Below are 17,517 nucleotides of genomic sequence, written 5' to 3' on the forward strand. Positions count from 1 at the left end.
AACAATGAGTGAGGTGTTCATGGCGATCGTTAGCGCACCGTACCTTGCGGTCAGAACGTGTGGCTGGCGTTACAGCGTGAAGCGCCATGGCAACCCGAGCCGCCCATCCTGATCTTCGGGCGCGGCAAAACGGACGCATCAGGCTGAAGTCACTTATTGCATCTCTACATCGTTTTCCTGATAAACATAATGAAACCCTGCGAGGAAACCATGACCGATCAATTACCGAACCGCGCGACCGATAACGACGCGCTGGAAAAAGAGACCATGCGGCGGGTTATCTGGCGCATCCTTCCGTTCCTGGTGGTGAGCTACCTGGTGTCGATTATTGACCGGGGCAATATAGGTATGGCTGCGCTGCAGATGAATGAGGATCTGGGGCTAAGTAAGGCGGCTTTTGGTTTCGCCAGCAGTTTGTATTTTGTCGCCTACTTTATTTTTGAAGTACCCAGCAATCTGGCGATGCAGAAGGTGGGGGCACGCTTGTGGCTGCCGCGCATTATGATTAGCTGGGGCGTGGTATCGATGTGTATGGCGCTGGTGCAAAATACCACCTCACTGTATATCGTCCGTTTTTTACTGGGTGCCGCCGAAGCGGGTTTCTTCCCGGGCGTGGTGCTCTATCTTACCTGGTGGATCCCGTCGCGCTACCGTGCGCGCATCATTGCCTCTTTTATGGTGGCCATTCCGCTGGCTAACTTTTTCGGTTCACCGCTTTCAGGGTTGATCCTGACCCTGGATGGCTGGTTAGGGCTGCGTGGCTGGCATCTGTTATTCATTATTGAAGGGCTGCCGGCGGTACTGCTGGGAATAGCCGCGTTTTTTATTCTGCGCGACCGCCCTCACCAGGCTGGCTGGTTAACCGAGCGGCAAAAAACGTGGCTGGAAAACACCCTTCAGGCAGAGCGGCAACAGCAGACACAGATCGGCCACACCACGACATGGCAACTGTTGAAGCATCGCCAGATCTGGCTTATGGCGCTGATTTACGCTGGCGCTTCTTCTGCCGGCACCACGCTAAGCGTCTGGTCTCCACAGCTGCTGAAGTCGTTCCATCTTGATAACCTGACCACCGGGCTGCTGAATGCCATCCCCTATGGCCTGGCCTCGGTGCTGATGATTGTATGGGGACGCAGTTCGGACCGGAATAATGAACGCCGCTGGCACACGGCCCTTGCCCTCTTTATGATTGCGGCTGGCGTGTTCGCGGCATTTATCAATCTATCGCTGCCGGCCACCATTATGATCCTCAGTACCATACTGATTGGCGCATATGCGGCGAAGGGCCCCTTCTGGGCGCTGGCATCGGGCTGGATGAGCAGCACGTCAGCTGCCGCCGGGCTGGCGGCCATCGGCGCGATCGCCAACCTGATTGGCGGCGCGGTGATGGTGAATGCCTATGGCATTATTAGCGAACGGACAGGAAGCTATACGCTGGCGATGCTGCCGCTGGCCGTCTTGTGTCTGGCAGGCGGCATTGCAGTGCTGGCGATGGGGCGCCGTTACTCGCAGTCTGCCAGGCAGGAAAAACAGGTGACCCATTAATAAGCAAAGGCGGGATTTTTCCCGCCTTCTCAGCAAAGCTTACTCTTTCACACCGTAAAACGTTTCGCAGAAAGGCTTGCTGGCCCCTAGCTTGAGCGACAGGCGGTTGGCCGTCTCCTGCATGAGCTGGCTGATGCCGCTCGTTTTACGATCTTCCGTCAGACGCGATGCCGGCCCGGTCAGGGCCAGCGCCGCGATCAGTTTATCGTGGACGCCAAAAACAGGCATTGCGAAGGCCGCAGTGTGCGGGTCGCGCGCGCCGGAGGTATAGAACGGCAGCGTCGGTTCGTTTTCCGGCAACGATTCACCCAATCCCCAGTGGCGTAAAACCTTGCTGATAGCGGAACCATCCAGCGGGAACTGGCTGCCAGGCAGGTTGCTGTGGCGTAATCCCTGGGAGGCTTCGGCGCGGAACAGGCACAGGCGTTGCCCACCCTCAATCACATACCAGCTTGCGCTTTCGCTGGAGGCCTGCGACAGCGCCTGCAATTCCGGCTGTACGACTCTGGCAAGTTCAAATGATTGCTCATAGAGCTTGCCGAGATAGAGCAAACGGTGGCCGAGCGTATAGGTGCCATCGTCGTGCCGGATGATGTAGTTCATTCGCTCAAGCGAATTCATCAGGCGATAAACGGTTGTTTTGTGATATCCCGAAAGCTGGGCCAGCTCGGTTAACGTCAGACTGTCATTACCGGGACGGAAGCAGTCAAGTAAAGCCAGCGCCTTTTCAACGGCAATTACGCCTTCATTCCCCATCATGTTCTCCTTTTTGCCGACCAAAATTGTACCTGAATTTTGTGAGTAACTTCGTGTTTGCATCACAAACAACTTCGCAACACTGGCGAAAAGCGACGCAATGCTCGTATAGTTGTTTTATATAGTACACACAAGTTGTACCTAGTAAAACAAATGGAGAGTCACCATGTCTGCTTCACAACAGAAACTCATCAATCTTGATATTGCGCGTGTTGACGCGGAAGAGGTCCGTCAGGCTGCCGAATTTCAGGCCGCCATCCTGGCTGACGTAGCCGGACGCCGTGGCACATTACATGGCCGCATCAAGCCGCTGGCGCCGCATATGACGGTTGCCGGGCCGGCGATTACCGTAGAGGTACGCCCAGGGGATAATCTGGCTATTCACGCCGCAATGGCCGTCGCCAAACCTGGCGACGTGCTGGTCATCGACGGGAAGGGCGATCTCTCCTGCGCGCTGCTGGGAGAGATCATGGCAACGCAGGCGCAGGCCAGCGGTATCGCCGGGATCGTCATCGATGGCGCTGTTCGTGATGCGGAAACCTTAAGTAAACAACGCTTTCCGGTTTTCGCAGCCGGCCTGAATCCGTGCGGCCCCACCAAGTTCATTCCTGGCCGGGTCAATCATGCCATTTCGGTCGGTGGCGCCGCGGTGCAGGCAGGTGACTTAGTGGTAGGGGATATTGACGGCGTGGTTGTTATCCCGCGCGATGAAGTCCGCACTATCATCGAGCTGGCGAAAGGTAAACTGGAAATGGAATCAAAACGTCTGGTTGCTATCCGCGACGGCGACCTTCGTCCGCACTGGCTGGAGAGCGCTCTGCGTCAGGCGGGGATGCTGAGCGAAGGGGAGACACTGCCATGAGCGCTAAAAATGTCATACTGATTACCGGCAGCGATTTGGCTGACGCGGCGCTGGGGATGCTGGAAGATTACGAACTTGTCTTTGCCGGCCGCCAGCCTACAGAGGCCCAGCTGATCGCGCTGTGCCAGCAGCACAATCCCGTCGCCATCCTGGTGCGCTATGGCCACATCACTGCCGCCGTTATGGATGCCGCCCCTGCATTGAAGGTGATTGCCAAACATGGCAGTGGCATCGATGTCATTGACGTTGAGGCGGCTGCCGCGCGCGGCATTCTGGTTCGCGCGGCGACCGGGGCGAATGCCGCCGCGGTTTCCGAACACACCTGGGCGTTAATTCTGGCCTGTGCTAAGTCGGTCATTCCGCTTGATCGCCGCCTGCGCGAAGGGCACTGGGATAAATCAACGCATAAATCGCTTGAGCTTGAGGGCAGAACGCTGGGACTCATCGGCCTCGGCGCCATTGGCAGCCGGGTGGCGAAGATTGCCTGTGCCTTTGGCATGAAGGTTCTGGCTTACGATCCGTATGCGAAAGCGGTTCCGCCGGAATGTGAACGTGTTGCTGAACTTAGCGAGCTGCTCATGCAGGCCGATGTGCTGTCGCTTCATTGCCCTTTGACGCAACAAAACAGGGGAATGATCAATGCCGCCACGCTGGCGCAGTGTAAGCCGGGCGCCATCCTGGTGAATACCGCGCGCGGCGGGTTGATTGACGATGCGGCGCTGGCCGCGGCATTAAAAGCGGGGACCTTGCGCTGGGCGGCGCTTGACAGCTTTAATAGTGAACCATTAACCACGCCGCATATCTGGCAGGCGATCGATAATGTCATTCTCTCTCCGCATGTGGGCGGCGTTAGCGATGCCTCTTACGTGAAAATGGGGACCGCCGCCGCGGCCAACATTCTGCAGGTGCTGCAGGAGTTGGCTCAGACAGAAACAACGTATTAAGTGTTAACCGAACCTGCGCTCCCGGTTAATTATTCTGCCCTTATGCACTTACGGGCGGCGTCCGCAGGCCGGGTAAGCGTAGCGCCAGCCGGCGAAATTAACGCGCAACAGGCTGCGTGGGAGGTAATCAACGCTTGCCCGGCGGCGCTGCGCTTGCGCGGGCCTACAATGTTTGAGCTTACGGGTTACATCCGTAGGCCGGGTAAGCGTAGCGCCACCCGGCAAAATAACCGCGCAACAGGGCTGCGTGGGAGGTAATCAATGCTTGCCCGGCGGCGCTGCGTGTATTGCAGATACGGTTATCGGAATGCCACTTTGTCACTCCGGCAACAGCGTCTGTCGCCTGTAACTTCAGCGTACATTGCGCTCCCGGTTAATCTTCTGCGTTATGTCTTTCATGGCGCAGGGAGCGCACAGGGGGCGGCCAGTCGCCGCCGCCCCCTGTACCCCCGGGCTCCGGCCAGCAAAATCGCCGCTGCGCGGTCCCTTCGACTTATCCCTGCAGGCTTCGGGTCGGGCCGAGGCAGCGTCCGTGCAAAACACGGCCCTCAGCCCGCATCCATGCGGGCTGCCCCGGCCTTCCGGGAACGTCTCAGCGATTTTGAGGCCGTCAGCACCGGCAGTTTCAGCGACCCCAGCGCCAGCGGTGATTTGGGGCTGTAGGCCGGGTAAGGTGCAGCCGCCACCCGGCGAAATCAAGGATACCGTGCCTGATATCTTGCCCGGCGGCGCTGCGCTTGCACGGGCCTACGGGGTGTGAGCCTGTGAGTGGATCCTGTAGGCCGGGTAAGCGTAGCGCCACCCGGCAAACTAACGGCGCAACAGGGCTGCCTGGAAGGTCATCAACTCACCAGCTGTTTGAGCAGGGCAAAGGCGTCTTTCATCTTGTCTTCGCTGACCACAAAGGCGCGCAGCTGCTTCTCACCATCCAGCCCTTTCGCCACCAGCCCCTCTTTGGCGGCCACGATGTTCCACGTCAGATCCTCGCGACGGGTATCGCCGGCCAGATGCAGCGGCAGATCCGGGGTCTTCACCTTCACCAGCATCGGCGGCAGTTTCAGTTCTCCCGTCTGCGCCAGCAGGTTTTTACTCAGGCACATGGCGCTGAGTAAAATCGGCTGCAGGAACGGCATTACCGTACCGTTGATTTCCGCACAGTCGCCGAGGGCGTAAATCGCCGGGTCGCTGGTTTGCAGCTGGCTATTGACCACCACGCCGCGGTTAATCTGCAATCCGGCGTGGCGCGCCAGCGAGGTTTCCGGGCGCAGGCCGGCGGCGGCCACCACTGCATCGACGGTTATCACGCGCTGGCGATCGAGGCTAACGCGGATGCCGTCGGCGGTATGCTCAAGCCCTTCCAGCTGCGTTTTTAACATCAGATGGACGCCCATCCCGGTGAGGCGATGCTGCAGACGGCTGCTGACCTCCGGCGGCATCAGCGCCGCCAGTACGCTGGCGGCGTTATCAACCACCGTCACCGCTTTACCGGCGCGACAGAAATCCATCGCCAGCTCGCAGCCAATCAGGCCGCCGCCGACGATCAGCACCCGCCTGGCGTCGCGGAGCTGGCTCTGCGCGGCGCCATATTCGCGCTGGCTGTTCAGCGTCAGCATCAGCTCGCGGCCCGGCACCGGGGGGATAAACGGCGTGGCGCCGGTGGCCAGCACCAGTTTGTCGTAGCGCCACTGCTTATCCAGGCTTTTCACCCGATGGTTTTCAGCGTCGATATCGTTCACCCAGGTATGGGGAAACAGGCGCAGATTGTACTGCTCGGCGAACTCGCCGGCGCTTTGCAGGGTGAGATCGTCGGCGTGCTGTCCGCGGCTGATGACGTGGCTGAGATCGGGCTTGTTGTACTCATCCATGCTATCTGCGGCGATGAGGGTCAGCGGGATTTCGGCATCCTGCTTACGAATATTTTTCACCAGCTGGCGGGCCGCGAAGCCCGAGCCGATGATGACGATACCATCACTCATTTTGCCTCCGTCGCCAGGACGTCAAAGACATCTTTGCCAAGAGAACACTCAGGACAAAGGAAATTGTCCGGCACTTCACTCCAGGGCGTACCCGGCTGGACATCCTGGTTAGGTTCGCCTTTCGCCGGGTCATACACCCACTGGCAGACGCTGCACTGCATCATGGGACCGAGATCGGCGGCCGTGGCGGCGGCACAGGCGCAGTCCTGTTGTTCCGGCGTGACTGTCGCTTCAGCAACCGGCAGCGGGGAGAGGGCCCACTGGCGGGCGATGTCGCGACCGTGTTGGCGGCACAGTTCGAGCGCGTCGATATCCGGGCGCCATTTGGCTTTCAGGCTCAGGGACATCTCAAACCCGGCATCCTGCAGGCGGGTGGACAGGCGGTCTACCGCGCCGCCGCTCCAGCCGTGGGAGCCAAAGGCGCTGGCGCGTTTGTTGCGAAAACGCAGCCCGGTCATCTCTTCCACCAGCCCGGCGATTTTCGGCATCATCACGTTGTTCATGGTAGAGGTGCCCACCAGCACGCCCTTCGAGCGGAAAACATTGGTGAGGATGTCGTTTTTGTCGCTGCGGGCGACGTTAAAGATTTTCACCGCCACCCGTGGATCGACCTCAGTGATCCCCTGGGCAATGGCGTCCGCCATCATGCGGGTGTTGTTGGACATGGTGTCGTAGAAAATCGTGATGCGATCTTCCTGATAATCCGCCGCCCATTCGAGGTATTTCTCGACGATTTGCGTCGGGTTATCGCGCCAGACCACGCCGTGGGAGGTGGCAATCATCGCTACCGGCAGATTGAAGCCGAGGATTTCGTTAATTTTCGGCGTCACCAGGCGGCTGAAGGGCGTCAGGATGTTGGCGTAGTAGCGCTGGCACTGTTCGTACAGTTCACTCTGGTCCACTTCATCGTTGAACAGATGTTCGTCGCAGTAGTGCTGCCCGAAGGCGTCATTGCTGAACAGCACCGCGTCGCCGGTCAGGTAGGTCATCATGCTGTCCGGCCAGTGCAGCATTGGCGTTTCGACGAAGATCAGCTGCTTACCGTTGCCGATATCGAGAGTGTCGCCAGTTTTCACCACGTGGAAGTTCCACTCCGGATGGTGGTGATGACCGTTGATGGAGTCGATGGCATTGGCGGTGCAGTAGATCGGCGTATCCGGGATCTGCATCATCAGCTCAGTCAACGCGCCGGCGTGGTCCTCTTCGGCGTGGTTAATAACGATGTAGTCGAGGTCGGCGAGGTCGATTTCGCGGCGCAGGTTCTGCACGAACTCGCGGCTGAATTTGTGATCGACGGTATCGATCAGCACGTTTTTCTCTTCGCGGATGAGATAGCTGTTATAGCTGCTGCCGCGCAGCGTTTTATATTCGGTGCCGTGGAAATCACGCACTTCCCAGTCACGTTGGCCAACCCAAAGAATGTTATTTTTCACCACAATAGACATAGCAACCTCAATCAATACAGTGTGTTTAAACTCAGTTGCCTGGCGTATTACAAGTTGCGTGCCAGTTTTTTAAAGTATTGAATAAAAAGAATTTTTAAATTTTCATGATTTTCGTTGCTGTCAAAATGACAATGATTAAAATAGTCGATATGACTATTAAGGTTGTCAAAATGACAATGGAGCGATGATGAGTTTTTCCGTTGAGGCGCTGGCGAGAATCGCCATTGATTTACAAAGCGATATCGGTCACGTCGACCGCTTTTCGCGCCTGATCGCCACCCTGCGGCAGATCCTGGGCTGCGACGCCTCGGCGCTGCTGCGCTATGAGGCCCATCAGTTTGTGCCGCTGGCGATCGATGGCCTGGCGCAGGATGTGCTTGGCCGGCGCTTTGCGCTGGATGGGCATCCGCGGCTGGAGGCGATCGCCCGCGCCGGCGATGTGGTGCGCTTCCCGGCGGACAGCGACCTGCCGGACCCCTATGACGGCCTGATCCCCGGCCAGGAGAGCCTCAAGGTTCACGCCTGCGTGGGGCTGCCGCTGTTTGCCGGGCAAACGCTGATCGGCGCACTGACCCTTGACGGTATGGATGCCGACCGCTTCGACAGCTTCAGCGATGAAGAGCTGCGGCTGATCGCCGCCCTGGTGGCCGGGGCGCTGAATAACGCGCTGCTTATCGCCCGCCTTGAAGCGCAAAACGTCCTGCCGCCGCAGGTGGTGAATTACCCGCAGCCGGAGCGCCAGGAGCTCATCGGCCTGTCGGCGCCGATGCTGCAGCTGAAAAAAGAGATCGAGATTGTCGCTGCCTCGGATTTAAACGTGCTGATCAGCGGCGAAACGGGGACCGGCAAAGAGCTGGTGGCGAAGGCGGTGCATCAGGGTTCGCCGCGGGCGGCTAACCCGCTGGTGTACCTCAACTGCGCGGCGCTGCCGGAGAGCGTGGCGGAGAGCGAGCTGTTCGGTCACGTGAAAGGGGCATTTACCGGGGCTATCAGCAACCGCAGCGGCAAATTTGAGATGGCCGATAACGGCACGCTGTTCCTCGACGAAATCGGCGAACTGTCGCTGGCGCTGCAGGCGAAGCTGCTGCGCGTCCTGCAGTATGGCGATATTCAGCGTGTCGGCGATGACCGCAGCCTGCGGGTCGATGTGCGGGTGCTGGCGGCGACCAACCGCGATCTGCGCCAGGAGGTGGTGGAAGGGCGCTTTCGCGCCGATCTCTATCACCGGCTGAGCGTTTTCCCGCTGTCGGTTCCGGCGCTGCGCGAGCGGGAAAATGACGTGGTGCTGCTGGCAGGCTATTTTTGCGAGCAGTGCCGCCTGCGGATGGGGCTGGCGCGGGTAATTTTAAGTGAGGCAACGCGTAACAGGCTGCAGCAGTGGTCGTGGCCGGGCAACGTGCGCGAACTGGAGCATGCCATTCACCGGGCGGTGGTGCTGGCGCGGGCTACCCAGGCTGGCGATGACGTAGTACTGGAGCCGCAGCATTTCCAGTTTACAGCGGCTGCGCCGACGTTGCCGACCGAGGAGATGGCAGCGGCGCCGGCGATGGGCAACGTGAATCTGCGCGAAGCCACGGATAACTTCCAGCGCGAGGCGATTTCCCGCACGCTGGCGGCGCATCAGGGCAACTGGGCGGCGACCGCCCGCGCGCTGGAACTGGACGTCGCCAACCTGCACCGGCTGGCGAAACGTCTGGGGCTTAAAGGATCCCGGCCTGGTAAAAGTTCTGCAGGTTGATGGCGCCGACCAGCAGGCCGTTTTCATCCACTACCGGCGCGGCGCTGATTTTATGTTTCATCAGCCGCTCTTTGGCTTCCACCGCGCGGCTCTCCGCCTGCAGCGTCACGCCGTTGCGGGTCATCGCCTGCGTGACGCCGTCGTTTAAGGTGCCGCCGCCCACCAGCCAGCGGCGCAGGTCGCCGTCGGTGAAGACGCCCTGCACGCGGTTGGCCTCATCGCAGACCGCCACCAGGCCGAGCCCGGTGCGGCTCAGCTCGAGCATCGCGTCCATGACGTTGGCGTCTGTACCGACGCGCGGCATTTCGTCGTCGCGGCGCATCAGATGATGCACTTTGTTCAGCAGACGCGCGCCGAGCGCCCCCGCCGGATGGGAGCGAGCGAAATCCTCTTCACTGAAGCCGCGGGCCTGCATCACCGCCATCGCCAGCGCGTCGCCGAGCATCAGGGTGTTGACGGTGCTGGAGGTCGGCGCCAGATGCATCGGACAGGCTTCGCGCTCCACGGCGATATCCAGCACTGCTTTCGCCGCCAGCGCCAGCGGCGAGGTGGATTTGCCGGTCATCGCCAGCAGGGGTATCCCTTTTTCCTCCAGCCGCGGCACGATCAGATCCAGCTCTTTCGCGCTGCCGGAGTAGGAGATAAACAGCATCACATCGCGACCGTCGAGCATGCCGAGATCGCCGTGCAGGGCTTCCGCCGGGTGGACGAAAAAGGCCGGAGTGCCGGTGCTGGCGAAGGTCGCCGCCAGCTTTTTGCCGATATGACCGGATTTCCCGATACCGGAGACAATCAGTTTGCCCTCGCAGTGGATGATGGTCTCCGCCGCGCGGATGAAGTCATCGCCCAGGCGTTCCGGCAGGCGGCTCGCCTCCTGTAGCTCCAGCATCAGGGTCTGGCGTCCGGCCTCTAACAAAAAGTTACTCATGATGTTCTCCAGTAATGATGACTTCTATGCCTTTGGCTTCCAGCGCCCGCTGGAATGCAGGGTCAATATCGGCATCGGTAATCAGTTTATCCACGCGCTCCAGGCCGCAGACAATATTGGGGCTTTTACGGCCAAACTTTGACGAGTCGGCCATCAGGATCACTTCGCGGGCGGCGTTGCACATCGCCTTGCTGACGGTATACACCTCATTGAAGGTGGTGACGCCGGCGTTCAGATCGATGCCGTCGGTGCCCATAAACAGCTTGTCGAAACTGAACTGTTCGAAAGCGTTTTCCGCCAGCTGGCCGTGAAAGGAGGCCGATTTTTTGCGGAAGGTGCCGCCGGGCATCAGGATAGTCTGTTCATTATCCAGTTCGGCAAGGGCATTGACGATATGCAGGCTGTTGGTCATCACCGTGATGTTATTGAAGCGGCTGAGCAGCGGGACCATCTGCAGCACCGTGCTGCCGGCATCGAGGATGAGGGAGTCGCCATCATGAATAAAGCGCACCGCCGCTTCGGCGATGCGCGCTTTCTTATGGGTGTTGATCAACGTCTTATGATCGATCGGCGGATCGGCTTCATCCTTGTTGAGTACCACGCCACCGTAGGTGCGAATGACGGTGCCGGCGTTTTCCAGCGTGACCAGATCCTTACGGATGGTGGTGCCGGTCGTATCGAAATGTTGCGCCAGGTCTTCGACCGAGCATTTTCCCTGCGACTGCAGGAACTCGAGAATGGCTGCCTGGCGCTGACGTGGTTTCATAGGCGTCTATCCTGCGTTTAAGTTTCGAAGTGATAATTTCGCAAGATATTTACTTTTACAACGAAATTATCCATGTTTCGGATTAAGCGCTAATGATAGTGCATTCTGACAGCGCGGATCATGGGGAAAGATCACATCAGGCTGCAATTCCGCGATATGTTTGCCGTCCAGCGCGGGGATTTTTTGCGGACGGGCGAAAATGGTGAAGCCTTTCATCAGCAGCGTGTCGCAAATGCGGTTGTCATCATCAACGGCGATAGCGACGATGGCGCGCGGTTGAAAGCGTCCGGCGGAGCGGCCGACCCCCACCCGACCCTGCTGGCACAGGCTGTCGAAAGCGCGATTGAAACGGCGGATCTGCCAGCCGCCAAAGGCCATTTGGGTAAGCCAGGCGATGGCGGCGACGGTGATTAATGCGGTAACCATAGGTATCTCCTTAAGGGGGGCGGGAACAACCCGGGTCGTGGCGCGAGCGCCTAACCCGAGCGATCCGCGGTGCCTTTTCGTCGGGTAGCGGCTAACGCCTTACCCGACCTACAGTTTTGTAGCCCGGATAAGCGCGGCGCCATCCGGGATCCCTTTAAAACATCACCTGACCGCCGGTCACGTTGATCGACTGACCGGTGCAGTACGACGCCTGCGGGCTGGCGTAAAACATTAATACGTTCAGCACATCCTGATATTCGCAACCGCGCTTCAGGGGCACCTTGTCGATGTAATACTGCTCGACCTCGCTCTCATCGATACCGAGCTTGGTGGCGTACTGCGGCAGCAGCGACTGGAACATCGGCGACTTCAGCAGATTGCCGAGCATCAGTGAGTGTACGGTAATGCCGTATTCCGCCAGATCCAGCGCCAGCGACTGGGTCAGTCCGACGCCGCCGAACTTCGCCGCGCTGTAGCCGGAGTTGTGCTTGCTGCCGACTTTGCCGGATTTCGAGTTGATCTGAATGATGCGTCCCTTAATGCCGTCGCGGATCATCAGCCGGGAGAATTCGCGGGCGCAGAGGAAGTAGCCCACCAGATTGACCTGTAGCGAGCGGTCGAAATCCCCCAGCGCAAAGTCGCTAATAAACGCCGCTTTGGCGATGCCGGCGCTGTACACCAGCAAGTCGACGCGCGAGAAAATCTCATCCACCCCATGGGCCAGCGCGGTGACGCTGGCCTCGCTGGTGGCGTCGGCGCCGAAGCCATACGCCATGCCTTCGCCATATTCAGCGTTAATCTCCTGGGCGACGCGGCTGGCTTTTTCGCTCTGAATATCGACCACCGCCACGCGGTAGCCCTCGGCGGCCAGCCCGCGGCACAGAAACTCTCCTAAGGTTTGTCCACCGCCAATGACAACAGCAACCTGATTCATCTTTCTCTCCTGTTAAGCAACAAATTTCAGTACGCAGCCGGGCGCAATGGCGTCCGGCACCGGGCCCGCCACGTGGACGGTCCCCGGAAACTCCGCGTCGCGATGGCCGTCAAAGCGCAGGGTGATATGGCCCAGCTCGCGCAGATTTTGCTCGGCAACGTCGCCGACGGCGGTCACCGGGTAGCGCAGCTCGCCAAGCTGCAGCTCTGCCCCCGGCTGCAGCGAACCGGCAAGCTCGCCGTGGTTGTGAATAAAGCAATACGCTTCGATATCCGCCGGGGCGCCCTCGCGGAAGGTGATCAGCATTTGCTCTTCCAGCGCCATCGCCGCGCAGGCGCCGATGTGCGTAATGGTGGTCTGGTAAATCACGGTCATGTTCTGGCCCCTCTTACTGGTAAATAAATCCGGAAACGAACCACGCGATCAGCACCGTTGGCGCGCCGGTCAAAAAGCGGCTGACCAGCACCGACGGCACGCCGACGCGCACGGTATCCTGGCGAGCTTCGGCCAGCGACAGGCCAACCGGGATAAAATCGCAGGCGGCCTGGGCGTTAATGGCGAACAGCGCCGGCAGGGCGAGGTGCGGCGGAATATTGCCGAGGCCGATCTGCACGCCGATCAGTACGCCAATCACCTGGGCGATAACCGCGCCGGGGCCGAGAAACGGCGACAGCAGCGGGAAGGAGCAGATCAGCGCCAGGGTCACCAGACCCAGCGGATGGCTGGCGAGCGGCGCCAGGCCATGGGCGATCCAATCGCCGATGCCGGAGGCCATGATGATGCCGATCAGCGCCGAGACGAAGGCCATAAACGGCAGGATCGTCTTCAGCACCGTATCGATGGTGTCGCGTCCGGCCTGGAACAGCACCGCCACCACCGAGCCCATCCCCATCCCGACCTTCGCCAGTAGGCCATCGCTCTGTTCAGTGATCTTTTTGCTGGCGTCGTAGTCGCGACCCGCGCGGTTGTTCTCCGCCGGTGGCTCGGGAGCTATCGTGCCGCCGGTCGCGATGCGCTGAATGTTCTCCTCCTTGACGCCGGAGACGTAGATATCTTCTGTGATGTACTGGGCCAGCGGCCCCGATTTGCCGGTGGCATGGATATTCACCGTCGGGATGCGGCGCTTGGGATAGAGCCCGCAGCGCAGGGTGCCTCCGCAGTCGATAATCGCCACGCCGATGTCGCTTTCCGCCGGTTCGCCCTCTTTAAAACCGTCCACCGCCTGCCAGCCGGTCAGGCTGGCGATACGGTCAACGATCGCCGGGCGGGTGCCGGCGGTGATATAGACGATCTTTTTGCCCTCGACGACGTCGAGCTCAAGGGGGCCGCCCCAGCCGCCGGTGCCTTTCTCAATACGAATCCGGGTCATGATGTCGCTCCTGACAGATGCACTTTCTGAGCCAGCTGAATCGCCATTTTTCGCTCGAAAATCGAGGTGGTCAGGTCGGTAACCCAGCCGCGGAAGAAGTTGGTCACCAGCCCGACCAGCAGATAGCTCACCGCCAGCGGACCGAGCGGCAGGCCGAGGGTGGTGAGGCCGTTGGCGATGCCGAGATAGACGAACAGTTCGCCGGGGTTGATATGCGGAAACAGACCGTTCATTGAGTGGCAGCTATAGGACGCCGCCGCGTAATAGCTGGGCTTGTACTTCTCTGGCATAAAGCGGCCCAGGCTCAGGGTCATCGGGTTACAAAACACAAAGGTACCGATGCAGGGCAACAGCAGGTAGCGGGAGATCGGGTTCCCGGCGCAGCGCTGCGCCAGTTTTTCGATCCGCTGCTGGCCAATAAAGTTGATCAGCGCGTTCATGATCACCAGCAGACTGATCAGCAAGGGGAGGATCCCGGTCACCATGCCGGTAAACACCTCGCCGCCTTTCTGAAACAGGCCGATAAACCACTCCGCGCCGTGGGTCACGACGTCAATCATTGTTCTCTCCTTCAGCATGTTATTTTTCTTGCTAACTGCAGGCTGATTTTAATCATTTTGAAAGGTTTTAAAGTGTTAAATGGATCGCAAAATGAAAGATAAATATTTTATTTTGAAAGGTTGGCGCTGAGAGGATGAAATAACGAGGGGCATGACAGCATGCAGGGAAGGGGTCGGTGAAGGACTATTTTGTCTACAAACGGATTGTCGCTTTCTTGTTGGTCGTCGCATGCTTTACCATAATTATCCCTTGCTGAATTTGTTAAACGGAATTCCCATGTTGAAGCGTCGCTCTCTGGCTTTACTTCCCCTTTGTGTGCTCCTCGCTGCCTGCAGCAGCAAACCCAAGACTCCCGCGGAAACGGAGATGGCGAGTGGAACCGGCGGCTTTTTGCTGGAACCGCAGCATAACGTGATGCAGATGGGCGGCGACTTCGCCAACAACCCGGCGGCGGCGCAGTTCATCGATAAGATGGTGGCGAAGCACGGCTTCGACAGGCAGCAGCTGCAGGAGATCCTGTCGCAGGCGAAGCGTCTGGACTACGTTCTGCGGCTGATGGATCGTCAGGCGCCGACCGGCTTGCCGCCGACCGGGCCTACCGGCGCCTGGCTGCGCTACAAGAAACAGTTTATTACCCCGGATAACGTGCAGAACGGCGTGGTGTTCTGGAATCAATATCAGGACGCGCTCAACCGCGCTTATCAGGTCTACGGCGTGCCGCCGGAAATCATTGTCGGTATTATCGGCGTGGAGACCCGTTGGGGACGGGTGATGGGCAAAACCCGCATCCTCGACGCGCTGGCGACCCTGTCGTTTAGCTATCCGCGCCGCGCCGAATACTTCTCCTCCGAGCTGGAAACCTTCCTGCTGATGGCGCGCAGCGAAAGCGACGACCCGCTGGATCTGAAAGGCTCTTTCGCCGGGGCGATGGGGTACGGCCAGTTTATGCCGTCGTCCTATAAGCAATACGCGGTGGACTTTAACGGCGACGGCCATATCAACCTGTGGGACCCGGTGGATGCTATCGGCAGCGTGGCCAACTACTTCAAACAGCACGGCTGGGTGAGCGGCGATCTGGTGGCGGTGCAGGCGCTGGGCCAGGCACCGGGGCTGGAGAATGGTTTCAAAACCAAATACAGCGTGTCGCAGCTGGCGGCGGCGGGGCTAACCCCAACCCAGCCGCTGGGTAACCATCAGCAGGCCAGTCTGCTGCGCCTGGACGTCGGGACCGGCTATGAGTACTGGTACGGGCTGCCGAACTTCTACACCATCACCCGCTATAACCACAGCACCCACTACGCGATGGCCGTCTGGCAGCTTGGCCTGGCGGTTTCGCAGGCCCGCGGCGGTTATTAATACTGTCATCCGGCTGACAGTATCCGAGCCTCCCCGGATAACGGCGCGTAGCGCCTTATCCGGGCGACGGTCTGTTATCTGGTTGGTGGCCCCGTAAGCGCAGCGCGACCGGGGGATTTCCCGGAAAGGCCGCGCTTATCCTGCTGTTTCTTCCCGTCGGCATGCTTCCTGTCTACCTTTGTTACATTTACGCTCACCGGCTCTGATTTACAATCTAATTTCGCCTCTGTATTGTTATGTTATAACATTTAATAAAAGGGGTAAGGATATGTTCGCATCGGTTTTTATGGCATCCGGCGCGGCGCGCCTGGCCATCGCTGGAACGCTGCTGGCGGCGCTATGGCTGGCGACCTGGTGGGCGGTGACGCTGCCATGATTGAACTGGAACAACTGGTAACCGGCTATGGCGGGGCGGCGATCACCCCTCCGCTGAGCGGGATGATATGTCCCGGCAGCCTGACGGCAATCGTCGGTCTCAATGGCTGCGGAAAATCGACCCTGCTGAAAACCCTCGCCGGGTTTCTTCCGCCGGTCAGCGGCCGCCTGCGCTGGCAGGGAAAGCGGCCGGTGATGGGCTGGCTGGCACAGCGCCATGCCCTCGAGTCACAGTTTCCTCTCAACGTGCAGGATGTGGTGAGTCAGGGCGCATGGCCCGGCGTGTCGCTGCTGCGCGGTCTGAGCGGCGATACCCGGCGACGCATCGGCGCGGTGCTGGAGCGGGTCGGGCTGGCGAGCCTGGCGAAAACCCCGATCGAAGCGCTCTCCGGCGGCCAGTTTCAGCGCATGCTGTTTGCCCGGGTGATGGTGCAGCGGGCGCCGCTGGTGATGCTCGACGAGCCCTTCACGGGTATCGATGAAGCAACCAGTCGCGAACTGATGGAGCTGATCCTCGACATGCACCGGCAGGGGCAAACCATCCTGGCGGTGCTGCATGATAACCAGCGGGTAGCCGACTTTTTTCCGGAGACGCTGCTTTTAACCCGCCAGCGCGCTTACTGGGGTGCCACCCGGGCGGTTCTCCCGGCCTTCAGCCAGGCGAGGTCAGCATGATCTGGCACACCTTCTTTCAACCTTTTATTGAATTCGGCTTTATGCGCCGGGCGCTGGTGGTCTGCCTGGCGCTGTCGCTAAGCACCACCATGCTGGGCGTCTTCCTGTTGCTGCGGCGCATGAGCTTGATGGGCGACGCGCTGTCGCACGCCATTCTCCCCGGCGTGGCGGTGGGCTATCTGCTGAGCGGCATGTCGCTGCTGGCCATGACCGTGGGCGGCTTTGTCGCCGGCATCGCGGTCGCGCTGGTGGCGGGATGGGTGAGCCGGCGGACGCCGTTAAAAGAGGACGCCAGCTTTGCTGGATTTTATCTGGGATCGCTGGCGCTGGGCGTCACTCTGGTGTCGCTGCGCGGCTCCAGCGTCGACCTGCTGCATCTGCTGTTTGGCTCCATTCTGGCGGTGGATCGTGACGCGGCGCTGTTTGTCAGCGGCGTCGCCAGCCTGACGCTGTTGTGCATCGCGCTGTGCTACCGCGGTCTGGTCAGCGAGGCGTTCGACAGTGCCTGGCTGCAGGTGAATAACCGCCGGCTGCCCGCGGTGCTGCATGGGCTTTTTCTGGCGCTGCTGGTGCTTAACCTGGTGGCGGGATTTCAGGTGCTCGGCACGCTGATGGCGGTAGGGGTGATGATGCTTCCGGCGGTCGCCGCGCGCTGCTGGGCGCGAACGCTGCCGGGCATCCTGCTGCTGGCGGCGCTCTCCGGCGCGCTCTGCGCCTGGCTGGGTTTGAGTCTCTCCTGGGCGGCCAGTCTTCCCGCCGGGCCCGCCATCGTGCTGACCGCCAGCGCGCTGTTTTTTATTTCGCTGTTTTTTGGCACGCGCAGCCGACTGCTGGTCGGCTGGCGCAAATTGATGGGGTAAG

General features: G+C 59.9%; 17 protein-coding genes. 7 read left to right on the forward strand and 10 right to left on the reverse strand.

Annotation, left to right across the window (positions count from 1 at the left end; genetic code table 11):
- Positions 1-210 precede the first annotated feature (210 nt).
- Positions 211-1,545: an MFS transporter gene (locus tag ACLH1I_RS13435; protein WP_048325484.1), complete on the forward strand. Its 1,335-nt coding sequence runs from the start codon at positions 211-213 to the stop codon at positions 1,543-1,545.
- Between the two features lie 39 nt (positions 1,546-1,584).
- Here the strand turns inward: ACLH1I_RS13435 and ACLH1I_RS13440 are convergent, their stop codons facing one another.
- The gene (locus ACLH1I_RS13440) at positions 1,585-2,301 is read right to left on the reverse strand and encodes an IclR family transcriptional regulator (protein ID WP_094309095.1); all 717 of its coding nucleotides are present in this window, start codon (positions 2,299-2,301) and stop codon (positions 1,585-1,587) included.
- Positions 2,302-2,467: 166 nt separating this feature from the next.
- Here ACLH1I_RS13440 and ACLH1I_RS13445 point away from each other — a divergent pair, with 166 nt between their 5' ends.
- Both ACLH1I_RS13445 and ACLH1I_RS13450 read left to right on the forward strand, forming a co-directional pair.
- Positions 2,468-3,163, forward strand: coding sequence for a diguanylate cyclase (locus ACLH1I_RS13445; RefSeq protein ID WP_017899644.1), 696 nt, complete (start codon positions 2,468-2,470; stop codon positions 3,161-3,163).
- Entirely contained in the window at positions 3,160-4,107 is a 948-nt protein-coding gene (locus ACLH1I_RS13450; protein WP_004205666.1) for a hydroxyacid dehydrogenase, read from the forward strand. Before ACLH1I_RS13445 ends, ACLH1I_RS13450 begins: the two co-directional genes overlap by 4 nt.
- A gap of 842 nt (positions 4,108-4,949) precedes the next feature.
- Here the strand turns inward: ACLH1I_RS13450 and norW are convergent.
- Positions 4,950-6,083, reverse strand: coding sequence for an NADH:flavorubredoxin reductase NorW (gene norW, locus ACLH1I_RS13455; protein WP_094309094.1), 1,134 nt, complete (start codon positions 6,081-6,083; stop codon positions 4,950-4,952).
- Positions 6,080-7,528 carry an anaerobic nitric oxide reductase flavorubredoxin gene (gene norV / locus ACLH1I_RS13460; RefSeq protein ID WP_048295431.1) on the reverse strand — a complete coding sequence of 483 codons (1,449 nt, stop codon included), beginning with the start codon at positions 7,526-7,528 and terminating at the stop codon, positions 6,080-6,082. Before norV ends, norW begins: the two co-directional genes overlap by 4 nt.
- A 187-nt stretch (positions 7,529-7,715) precedes the next feature.
- Here norV and norR point away from each other — a divergent pair, with 187 nt between their 5' ends.
- Positions 7,716-9,266, forward strand: a complete 1,551-nt coding sequence (norR, locus tag ACLH1I_RS13465; RefSeq protein ID WP_043521289.1) for a nitric oxide reductase transcriptional regulator NorR — start codon at positions 7,716-7,718, stop codon at positions 9,264-9,266.
- Here norR and gutQ read toward each other — a convergent pair.
- From gutQ to ACLH1I_RS13500, 7 genes are all read right to left on the reverse strand, one after another.
- Positions 9,229-10,194 carry an arabinose-5-phosphate isomerase GutQ gene (gene gutQ, locus ACLH1I_RS13470; RefSeq protein ID WP_094309093.1) on the reverse strand — a complete coding sequence of 322 codons (966 nt, stop codon included), beginning with the start codon at positions 10,192-10,194 and terminating at the stop codon, positions 9,229-9,231. The two genes, norR and gutQ, sit on opposite strands and share 38 nt — an antisense overlap.
- Positions 10,187-10,960, reverse strand: a complete 774-nt coding sequence (locus tag ACLH1I_RS13475) for a glucitol operon DNA-binding transcriptional repressor SrlR (RefSeq protein ID WP_096833456.1) — start codon at positions 10,958-10,960, stop codon at positions 10,187-10,189. Before ACLH1I_RS13475 ends, gutQ begins: the two co-directional genes overlap by 8 nt.
- 66 nt (positions 10,961-11,026) lie before the next feature.
- Positions 11,027-11,386: a transcriptional regulator GutM gene (gene gutM / locus ACLH1I_RS13480; protein ID WP_048325461.1), complete on the reverse strand. Its 360-nt coding sequence runs from the start codon at positions 11,384-11,386 to the stop codon at positions 11,027-11,029.
- Between the two features lie 154 nt (positions 11,387-11,540).
- Positions 11,541-12,320 carry a sorbitol-6-phosphate dehydrogenase gene (gene srlD / locus ACLH1I_RS13485; protein WP_002914815.1) on the reverse strand — a complete coding sequence of 260 codons (780 nt, stop codon included), beginning with the start codon at positions 12,318-12,320 and terminating at the stop codon, positions 11,541-11,543.
- A 12-nt stretch (positions 12,321-12,332) separates the two neighbouring features.
- Positions 12,333-12,695 (reverse strand): PTS glucitol/sorbitol transporter subunit IIA, encoded by a 363-nt coding sequence (gene srlB / locus ACLH1I_RS13490; protein ID WP_004205674.1) that lies wholly within the window; start codon positions 12,693-12,695, stop codon positions 12,333-12,335.
- A gap of 13 nt (positions 12,696-12,708) precedes the next feature.
- On the reverse strand, positions 12,709-13,689 hold the full coding sequence (locus tag ACLH1I_RS13495; protein ID WP_004205675.1) for a PTS glucitol/sorbitol transporter subunit IIB: 981 nt from the start codon (positions 13,687-13,689) through the stop codon (positions 12,709-12,711).
- Complete coding sequence (locus tag ACLH1I_RS13500; protein WP_004205677.1) at positions 13,686-14,249, reverse strand: PTS glucitol/sorbitol transporter subunit IIC; 564 nt, start codon at positions 14,247-14,249, stop codon at positions 13,686-13,688. Before ACLH1I_RS13500 ends, ACLH1I_RS13495 begins: the two co-directional genes overlap by 4 nt.
- 277 nt (positions 14,250-14,526) lie before the next feature.
- Here ACLH1I_RS13500 and mltB point away from each other — a divergent pair, with 277 nt between their 5' ends.
- From mltB to ACLH1I_RS13515, 3 genes are all read left to right on the forward strand, one after another.
- Positions 14,527-15,606: a lytic murein transglycosylase B gene (mltB, locus tag ACLH1I_RS13505; protein ID WP_043521292.1), complete on the forward strand. Its 1,080-nt coding sequence runs from the start codon at positions 14,527-14,529 to the stop codon at positions 15,604-15,606.
- Positions 15,607-15,945: 339 nt separating this feature from the next.
- Complete coding sequence (locus tag ACLH1I_RS13510) at positions 15,946-16,656, forward strand: metal ABC transporter ATP-binding protein (protein ID WP_192796522.1); 711 nt, start codon at positions 15,946-15,948, stop codon at positions 16,654-16,656.
- The gene (locus ACLH1I_RS13515) at positions 16,653-17,516 is read left to right on the forward strand and encodes a metal ABC transporter permease (RefSeq protein ID WP_004205682.1); all 864 of its coding nucleotides are present in this window, start codon (positions 16,653-16,655) and stop codon (positions 17,514-17,516) included. The genes ACLH1I_RS13510 and ACLH1I_RS13515 overlap by 4 nt, the downstream gene beginning before the upstream one ends.
- The last annotated feature ends 1 nt before the right edge of the window (position 17,517 follow it).

It is taken from the genome of Klebsiella sp. 1SOBk10mer (assembly GCF_046602535.1).
GTDB lineage: Bacteria > Pseudomonadota > Gammaproteobacteria > Enterobacterales > Enterobacteriaceae > Klebsiella > Klebsiella quasipneumoniae.